The 7,313-nt window shown below is 43.1% G+C and carries 8 protein-coding genes and 1 pseudogene; all 9 read right to left on the bottom strand.

Translation table 11 applies throughout. From position 1 onward, the window contains the following. Positions 1-30: 30 nt before the first annotated feature. Complete coding sequence (locus DXC01_RS21540) at positions 31-942, bottom strand: sensor histidine kinase (protein ID WP_442857942.1); 912 nt, start codon at positions 940-942, stop codon at positions 31-33. A 39-nt stretch (positions 943-981) separates the two neighbouring features. Continuing rightward, positions 982-1,191, bottom strand: a pseudogene (locus DXC01_RS21535) (PAS domain-containing protein); the annotation flags it as partial. A 101-nt stretch (positions 1,192-1,292) separates the two neighbouring features. Beyond that, a complete protein-coding gene (locus tag DXC01_RS20935) occupies positions 1,293-1,418 on the bottom strand; it encodes a hypothetical protein (protein WP_264466956.1) in 126 nt (41 codons plus the stop codon). Positions 1,419-1,421: 3 nt separating this feature from the next. Further along, positions 1,422-2,048: a uridine kinase gene (gene udk / locus DXC01_RS19370; protein ID WP_118699645.1), complete on the bottom strand. Its 627-nt coding sequence runs from the start codon at positions 2,046-2,048 to the stop codon at positions 1,422-1,424. 6 nt (positions 2,049-2,054) lie between these two features. Beyond that, positions 2,055-2,975 carry a carbohydrate kinase family protein gene (locus tag DXC01_RS19365; RefSeq protein ID WP_118699644.1) on the bottom strand — a complete coding sequence of 307 codons (921 nt, stop codon included), beginning with the start codon at positions 2,973-2,975 and terminating at the stop codon, positions 2,055-2,057. Positions 2,976-3,171: 196 nt separating this feature from the next. Then, positions 3,172-4,050, bottom strand: coding sequence for a methylenetetrahydrofolate reductase (locus DXC01_RS19360; protein WP_118699643.1), 879 nt, complete (start codon positions 4,048-4,050; stop codon positions 3,172-3,174). Between the two features lie 47 nt (positions 4,051-4,097). Continuing rightward, positions 4,098-4,718: a methylenetetrahydrofolate reductase C-terminal domain-containing protein gene (locus DXC01_RS19355; RefSeq protein ID WP_118254487.1), complete on the bottom strand. Its 621-nt coding sequence runs from the start codon at positions 4,716-4,718 to the stop codon at positions 4,098-4,100. A 1-nt stretch (position 4,719) separates the two neighbouring features. Next, the gene (gene rsxC / locus DXC01_RS19350) at positions 4,720-6,684 is read right to left on the bottom strand and encodes an electron transport complex subunit RsxC (RefSeq protein WP_118699642.1); all 1,965 of its coding nucleotides are present in this window, start codon (positions 6,682-6,684) and stop codon (positions 4,720-4,722) included. Positions 6,685-7,033: 349 nt separating this feature from the next. Further along, the coding region (locus DXC01_RS19345; protein ID WP_279221587.1) for a zinc ribbon domain-containing protein at positions 7,034-7,313 on the bottom strand (280 nt) is incomplete at its 5' end.

Genomic DNA, 7,313 nt, shown 5'->3' with positions numbered 1-7,313 from the left:
TTGTAAAAAATTTGCGCGCCTAACTCATCACTAGAAGTAACGAGAATGCGGCGCGCAGTCTTCAAAAATAACCTCGAAGGTACTTCCTATTCCTTCTTCGCTCTCTATCTGGATAATGCCGCTCATCATATCGACGATATTTTTGGTGATTGCCATTCTAAGTCCCGTTCCCTGTACACGGTTTGTGACGGAATTTTCCTGACGGCTGAATGGTTCAAAGATATGCTCCAGATACTCTTTTTTCATTCCAATTCCATTATCTGTGATCACAAAACGATATTTGGCATAGATAAGCATGTCAATTTCTCTGATCTGTTCGGTAAGATCAAACGTCTCAATGTTCATCCTGTTTTCGCCGCTCTCTATCTTGCTCATATCAAGCACATCATTGATAAGGCCCAGAAGGTGGTTGCTGGAAGTCTGGATCTTCTGGATATACTCCCGCATTTTTTGCGGATTATCCAGTTCATGCTCCATCAGGTTCGAAAGCCCCACGATCACATTCATCGGAGTCCGGATGTCATGGCTCATATTCGACAGGAAACTGCTCTTGGCGGCGTTGGCACTCTTCGCGATTTCCAGTGCGTCCTCAATATTTTTACGAATTTCCTGCTCATGTGTATGATCTGCGAACTCAAAGGTCAGAAGGTCTTCTCTGCCACGCACAACATGATAAAGTGTTTTCTGGAACATTTTTGCCTTCGTTTCTCCTACTGGTATGATCCAGGAATCCTTGATCTGCGACTGACCTTCCGGAAGGTTCTTAACCTCTTCGATCGAAAAATCGTCCGATTCCGGCTGTTCCAGATCCTGTACAGCAAGAAGCGGATGCGGAATGTCTTTCCTGATTCCAAAAATCTTTTCGATACTTGGACTTACATACAGAGAATCACGGTTGCGTTTATCCAGTATGATATATACGCTGTCAAGGTTCTGCGTCATAACATCCGCCAGGGTATCACGCCATAACAGCTTGGCATCGGTCTTCTTTTTCTCATCTATGTCCATGAGCATTCCATAGAAGACACCTGCTCTTCCCCACTTTTTGCGTGTCATGCGCCCTGTTGAACGGAACCAGCGGTACTCGCCGCTTTTTGTGCGTATACGAAATTCTGTATCGTAGATGATTTTTCCGCTGGTATCACGAAGAGCTTTTCTATATAATTGCATCATTCTTTCCCAGTTATCCGGATGAACTCTTTCGAAAAAACACGCTCACTATTCGGAAAATCTTCTTCATTCTGGTATCCTACCATCCGTCTCAGTTCATCGCTCCATTCCACACTGACAATCTAAAAATCACGGCTGCAGTACATTTTCCACATGCCGGATTTGATCAGTTTATGCAATGTTTTATCGCTGTACTCTGCAAGAACTACTTCTTTATTATTTTCTTCGTTCACCTTATCACTTTCCATGATTTAACTTTGCCTGTCTCTCAGAAGCTGTTCGATCTTTGATGCAAACAGATCAAATGCGATATTATTTTTTCCACTGTTGATCACGATGTCAGCCTTTGCTCTTGTCGGCTCCACATACAGATAATGCATCGGTTTTACAGTCGTCAGATACTGTTCGATGATTCCGTTCAGATCTCTTCCACGTTCCTCAACATCTCTGGAGATACGGCGCAGGATTCTCTCATCTGCATCAGCTTCCACATATACTTTGATGTCGAGAAGATCACGGATCCTCGGATCTGCAAGAAGCAGGATTCCTTCTACAAGGATGACCGGTCTTGGCTTGATCGTGATCACCTTATCTGAACGATTATGCTGGCTGTAGTCGTAAACTGGACACTCGATTGATTTCCCGGCTTTTAACTGTTTCAGATGCTCCACCAGAAGATCTGTTTCCAGTGAATCCGGATGATCATAGTTTACTTTGACACGTTTCTCGAATGGGATTCCATCCTGTCTGCGGTAATAATTGTCGTGATAAATGACCACAACTTTGTCACCAAAACGTTCTTTGATCCTGTTTGTAAAAGTAGATTTTCCTGATCCGGAACCTCCGGCGATTCCAATAATAATACTTTCTTTGTTCATTTTCTCTTACCTCTCAAGTCCGAATTCTTCTGGCATAAATCTAGGACAGATATTTTCTGATGTACAAATGACGGTTGATGCAAGTCTGGTGCCGATTCCACAGGCTTCGCGTAATGTCTTGCCGTAAGTAAGTCCCATGCAGACACCTGCAAAGAAGGAATCTCCGGCTCCGGTTGTATCCACAACATCTACTTTGAGCGCCGGATAAACGCCCTTATCTCCCTCCTGATCTGCATAAACAGCACCATCTCCGCCCATGGTCACAACCATCTTCGGAATTTTGGCAGAACGGATACGATCTGCAAGGATATCCGTCATCTCTTCCGGTGTCACATTCTCATAGTTCTCTGAAAACAGAATACCCGCTTCCTGCTGGTTACAGACAAAGCATGCAGTTCTTCGGATAAAATCTCTTCGCTCGATTGCAATGCTCATGTTAGATACGATCGCATAAACTTTCTTGTTGTATTTCTCTGCATAGGCGAAGGTTTTTTTGACGATTTCTTTTTCCAAATCGATTTCTATTACGATACTGTCTGCATCCTTAAAGATCTCATCGCCATGTTCATCCAGAATTCTTTCAATCGTTCGATGATCTGGTCTCTTTGAAATGGATGCAACCACATCACCTTCATGATTAAATACTGCCAGCCAGGTTCCCATGCCGTTATTTGCTTTTCGCATATATTTGGTATTCACTTTATGTCTTTTCAGTTTCTGGATAACTTCTTCACCCATCGCATCATCGTCAACTGCTCCAACAAAAGTCGGCTCCAGTTCTACGTTTGCAATATCTTCTACAACGTTACGTCCTACTCCTCCATGAATCTGCACGATTGTTCCGGCGTTTCTTCCCTGCGGAATATAAGGGGATGTGGAATATCCCTTGATATCAATGAAAACATCTCCGATTACTACGATTCCCATTGTATTTCTCCTTTATCTCTCTGTCTCTTATCTTAAAAATATAGCATATTTTCGCATTATATTGAAGTTTTTCTTCATATTATTTTTGTTCATAAAAAAAGCTATCTGCTTCGGATGCAGAGTCTGCACCCGAAATTCAGATAGCTTTTATGATAGTCTGTAATAATTTGTAATTACTCAGATCATAGATTTATTTTTAGATCTCAGCCAGTTTCAGCAGATCCGGGATCTTGGATTCCCAGCCAAGTGCCATGATATGTACACCCTGACAGTATGGCTTGCACTCTTTGATGATACGTGCAGCGATCTCAACACCTGTGATACCTGCTTTTGTCTTTTCTTTGTCTGCTTTCAGTTCTTCGATCATTTCATCCGGAACATGAATGCCGGCAACGTTATTGTTCATGAATCTTACCATTCCAACAGACTTCGGAATGATGATACCAACCTGTACCGGTTTGCCGAACTGTTTTGCTTTTTCCATGAATTTGATGAATTTCTCCGGCTCAAATACAGCCTGTGTCTGGAAGTAATCTGCACCTGCTGCAACTTTTCTTTCCATCTTGGCAAGCTGTGCGTCAACGGAATCGCTACACGGAGATACAACTGCACCCTTGGAGAACTTCGGCGGCTCACCAACCAGTTCATTTCCACCAAGGTCTACACCAGACTCCAGGAGCTTCACTGTGTGAAGAAGAGATACAGAGTCAAGGTCGAATACCGGTTTTGCCTGCGGATGATCGCCCATCTTTGTATGGTCGCCTGTCAGGCAGAGAATGTTCTCAATACCGAACATTGCAGCACTTAAGAGATCAGACTCCAGAGCGATACGGTTTCTGTCACGACATGCAAGCTGGAAGATCGGGTCCATTCCTGCATCCTTAAGTACTTTACACATTGCAAGAGAGCCAAGACGCATAACAGAAGACTGGTTATCTGTTACGTTAACTGCATGAACACCTTTGAGATATGTTTTGGCTTCCTCTACCAGTTCATCTACATGGATTCCTTTCGGCGGTCCTACTTCTGCTGAAACTACAAATTCACCACGGTCGAATAATTCTTTCATTTTCATTGTACATTGCTCCAATCATTATAAATTATAATTTATCAGGCTTCTGATTATTTTACTTCATCATCTGTCGCAAAATTATGAATCTGTGTCGGGCATTTCAGTGCGTCAAGGCGTCCGATCTCTTTCAGGCGTCTGTAGATGCGTTCCCATCCACATTCCATCTCACTGTCTACTTCGCATTTTCCGTTCTTGGAACCGCCGCACTGGCCGTTGACAAGACTCTTGGAACATGCTGTGATCGGGCAGATTCCACCTGTCAGATTCAGGTAGCATTCACCACACTGGTCACATTTGTACTCTAATGGTGTCACACCCTGGAAACCAGGTACCGGGTATGTATCACAGGCTGCACAGACCATCTTGTCATCCAGATATTCCGCAACGGTCTGCACACCAACACCGCAGGAGAATACCAGAACCAGATCTGCTTCCTGGATCTTGCTCATATGTTTCTTAAGACGTAATTCCATATTTTCCGGATTACAGATATAATCAGTTGTCATGATCCCTGTTACATTTCCTTCAGCGGCAAGTTCCTTCTGAAGTTCAACAGCTTCTTTTTCCGGAAAACGAACTTCTTTACATCCGTGGCAGTTAATGATAAAAACCTTTTTTCCGGCTGCCAGTGATGTGATCGTTTCTTTTGCTTTTAACTGGGTAATCAACATATCACTTCATCCCCCTTACTGCATTTTTTCCGGCTTTGATACTGTTAATGATCGGAATCTTGGAAGAACAGATGTACTGACAGCATCTACATTCAACACAATCCATAACGCTCATGTCTTTCATGCCCTGCCAGTTCTCTTCTTTGGCATATTTTACGAAATACAGAGGAGAAAGCTCCATCGGACATACGTCTACGCAGCGTCCACATTTGATACATGGCTGCTCTTTTGTCTCATCTGTATCAATAGCGATGATACCGTTGGATCCCTTCATCATTGGTACATCCAGTGTATTCAGAGGGAATCCCATCATTGGTCCGCCCATCTTGACCAGTACGTCATCATCTGTAAATCCACCACAATAATCGATCAGATCTCTTACGCTTGTACCGATCTTGATAATAAAGTTGCCAGGATTCTTGATCTTCTCGCCTGTGATTGTTGTAACACGCTCGATCAGCGGCATACCTTTCTGGATCGCATCAGAGATTGCCTTTACGGTACTGATATTATCTACGATAACGCCAACATCTGCCGGGAGACCGCCGCTCGGAACCTTTCTGCCCATAACGCGCTTGATGAGAGTTTTTTCAGCACCCTGTGGGTATTTGGTTCTTGCAACAAAAACTTCCATGTTTCCGATGTCGGCAACTTTTTCCTGCATTAATTCGATGGCATCCTGCTTGTTATCCTCGATGACAATGATACCCTTCCCGGCACCTGTTGTCTTGAGGATTGCTTTCAGACCAAAAATAATGTCATCTGCAAACTCAAGGAGAACCTTGTGGTCTGCTGTTAAATATGGCTCACATTCGCATCCATTGAGGAGAATGGTATCAACTGGTTTGGCTGGTTTCAGTTTGACACAGGTCGGAAAACCTGCTCCACCCATACCAACGATTCCTGCTTCTTTTACAATCTCAATGATCTCATCTGGTGTAAGTTCATCTAAAGGTTTATGAGGCTGTACGGATTCGTGCAGAGTATTCTTTCCGTCTGATTCGATGACAACTGCCATCACTTCACTGCCTCTTGTACCATGCATACGAGGTTCAACAGCTACTACAGTTCCGCTTACGCTGGAATGTACCGGCGCACTGATAAATCCGGCTGCTTCAGCGATCTTCTGGCCGACTTTCACTGTGTCACCTACCTGAACGATCGGGTTAGCCGGAGCTCCCAGATGCTGTGACATGGAGATCACAACGGTCTTCGGATCCGGGAATCTCTTCAGATCGATATGCTCACTGAATTCCTTGTGTTCTGATGGATGAACACCGCCATAGTATCCGTTCAGTCTGTTATCTCTGATAGATTTGACATAATCATTGATAACCTTGAAATTAACTTTGGAGAAATCACGAACCTGCACCGGCTGATTGAGGAATTCTTCCAGACGGCCCTGTTTTGCCAGTCTCTGGTAGATCTTTTCCCATGCACAGTCCTTGTTCGGATCCACTTCGCATTTTCCGTTCTTTGCTCCGCCGCACTGTCCATTTACAAGACTCTTAGAACAGTCGACGATAGGACAGACGCCTCCGGTAACGTTCAGATAACACTGTGCACATGCATCACAGCTCTTCTTCGTAAGTGCCATGCCATGATGGCCTCTGTAGTTAAGGGTATTGCTTGCGGCAATAACCGGCTTGCCAGCCAGATCCGCAACAGTCTGAATACCAAGACCACAGGAAATTACTACTACATTCTCTGTACCTTCTGGAATCAGATCCTGTAATTTTCTTTCTGTGTGCATCTTATTGCATAAGAAATCAAATTTTGCACTGCCTGTGACGGTTTTTCCCTGCTCCGCAGCAAATTCCAGGAACTCTCCGCAATCTGGTTCGTCAACGGTTTCAAATTCTTTGAAACACTTGTTGCAGGCAATCACAAACAGGTTGTCCCTGCCGTTCAGCACTGATGTAAGTTCATCACTGCTTTTCAGCTTGTACTTAGTATAGTTTTCCAATTGCTCACCTTCCTTATGAAATATTTGAACCTGCATACTTATCTTTTTTATCCTTTCTTTCCCCCTCTGCACTGTTAAGAAAAAAACAATAAAATTTCGATAATTTGGTTCTATAATTACTGTCTATATAAATGTAGCACAAATCATTTATTTTATCCAGCTATTATTGTATATTTTTATCAAAAAGAATGGCTTTTTTTATGAAACAAGGCTTTTTCACTAGAAATTTATCTGTTATTTTTTTATCATTATTGTTATTTTTTTATCATAAGTGATAACTTAGACTTTTTCTATTCATAACCTTATGCTATCAGTAGAACAATTGGGTAGTTTGTAGCTCTTCTGCTGTTTACGGCAGCTTACCTTTTTTTATAGAGAACCAGTTCGGGAGCAGTTCCTTCATGTATGAGCGCGCCTGTTCTTCTGTGAAATTTTCGCTTACCATATTTCTGACACAGACATCGATCAGTTCGTCCATATCGCTGTAGGTATAGGTACCGTCAGCGTAACACCATTTGCAGTAATCTTCATTCAGGCTGCCATCGCTGTCACGGCCTATGATCGAATCATCGTGAATTAAAAACTCTATCCTCACATGACTGAAGTCACGTGCTTCCAGACGCTTTAGG

It is taken from the genome of Blautia sp. OM07-19, from assembly GCF_003481595.1.
GTDB classification, from domain to species: Bacteria; Bacillota; Clostridia; order Lachnospirales; family Lachnospiraceae; genus Blautia_A; species Blautia_A intestinihominis.
Note: the sequence above shows the minus strand (reverse complement) of the source record. Positions and strands in the feature narration are given on the sequence as shown.

Bases quoted from the DNA above. Each gene is read 5' to 3' on its own strand.
- DXC01_RS19365 (WP_118699644.1), bottom strand. From the start codon at position 2,975: ATGGGAATCGTAGTAATCGGAGATGTTTTCATTGATATCAAGGGATAT.
- DXC01_RS21540 (WP_442857942.1), bottom strand. From the start codon at position 942: ATGACGCAGAACCTTGACAGCGTATATATCATACTGGATAAACGCAAC.
- DXC01_RS19360 (WP_118699643.1), bottom strand. From the start codon at position 4,050: ATGAAAATGAAAGAATTATTCGACCGTGGTGAATTTGTAGTTTCAGCA.
- DXC01_RS19355 (WP_118254487.1), bottom strand. From the start codon at position 4,718: ATGTTGATTACCCAGTTAAAAGCAAAAGAAACGATCACATCACTGGCA.
- udk (WP_118699645.1), bottom strand. From the start codon at position 2,048: ATGAACAAAGAAAGTATTATTATTGGAATCGCCGGAGGTTCCGGATCA.
- DXC01_RS20935 (WP_264466956.1), bottom strand. From the start codon at position 1,418: ATGGAAAGTGATAAGGTGAACGAAGAAAATAATAAAGAAGTAGTTCTT.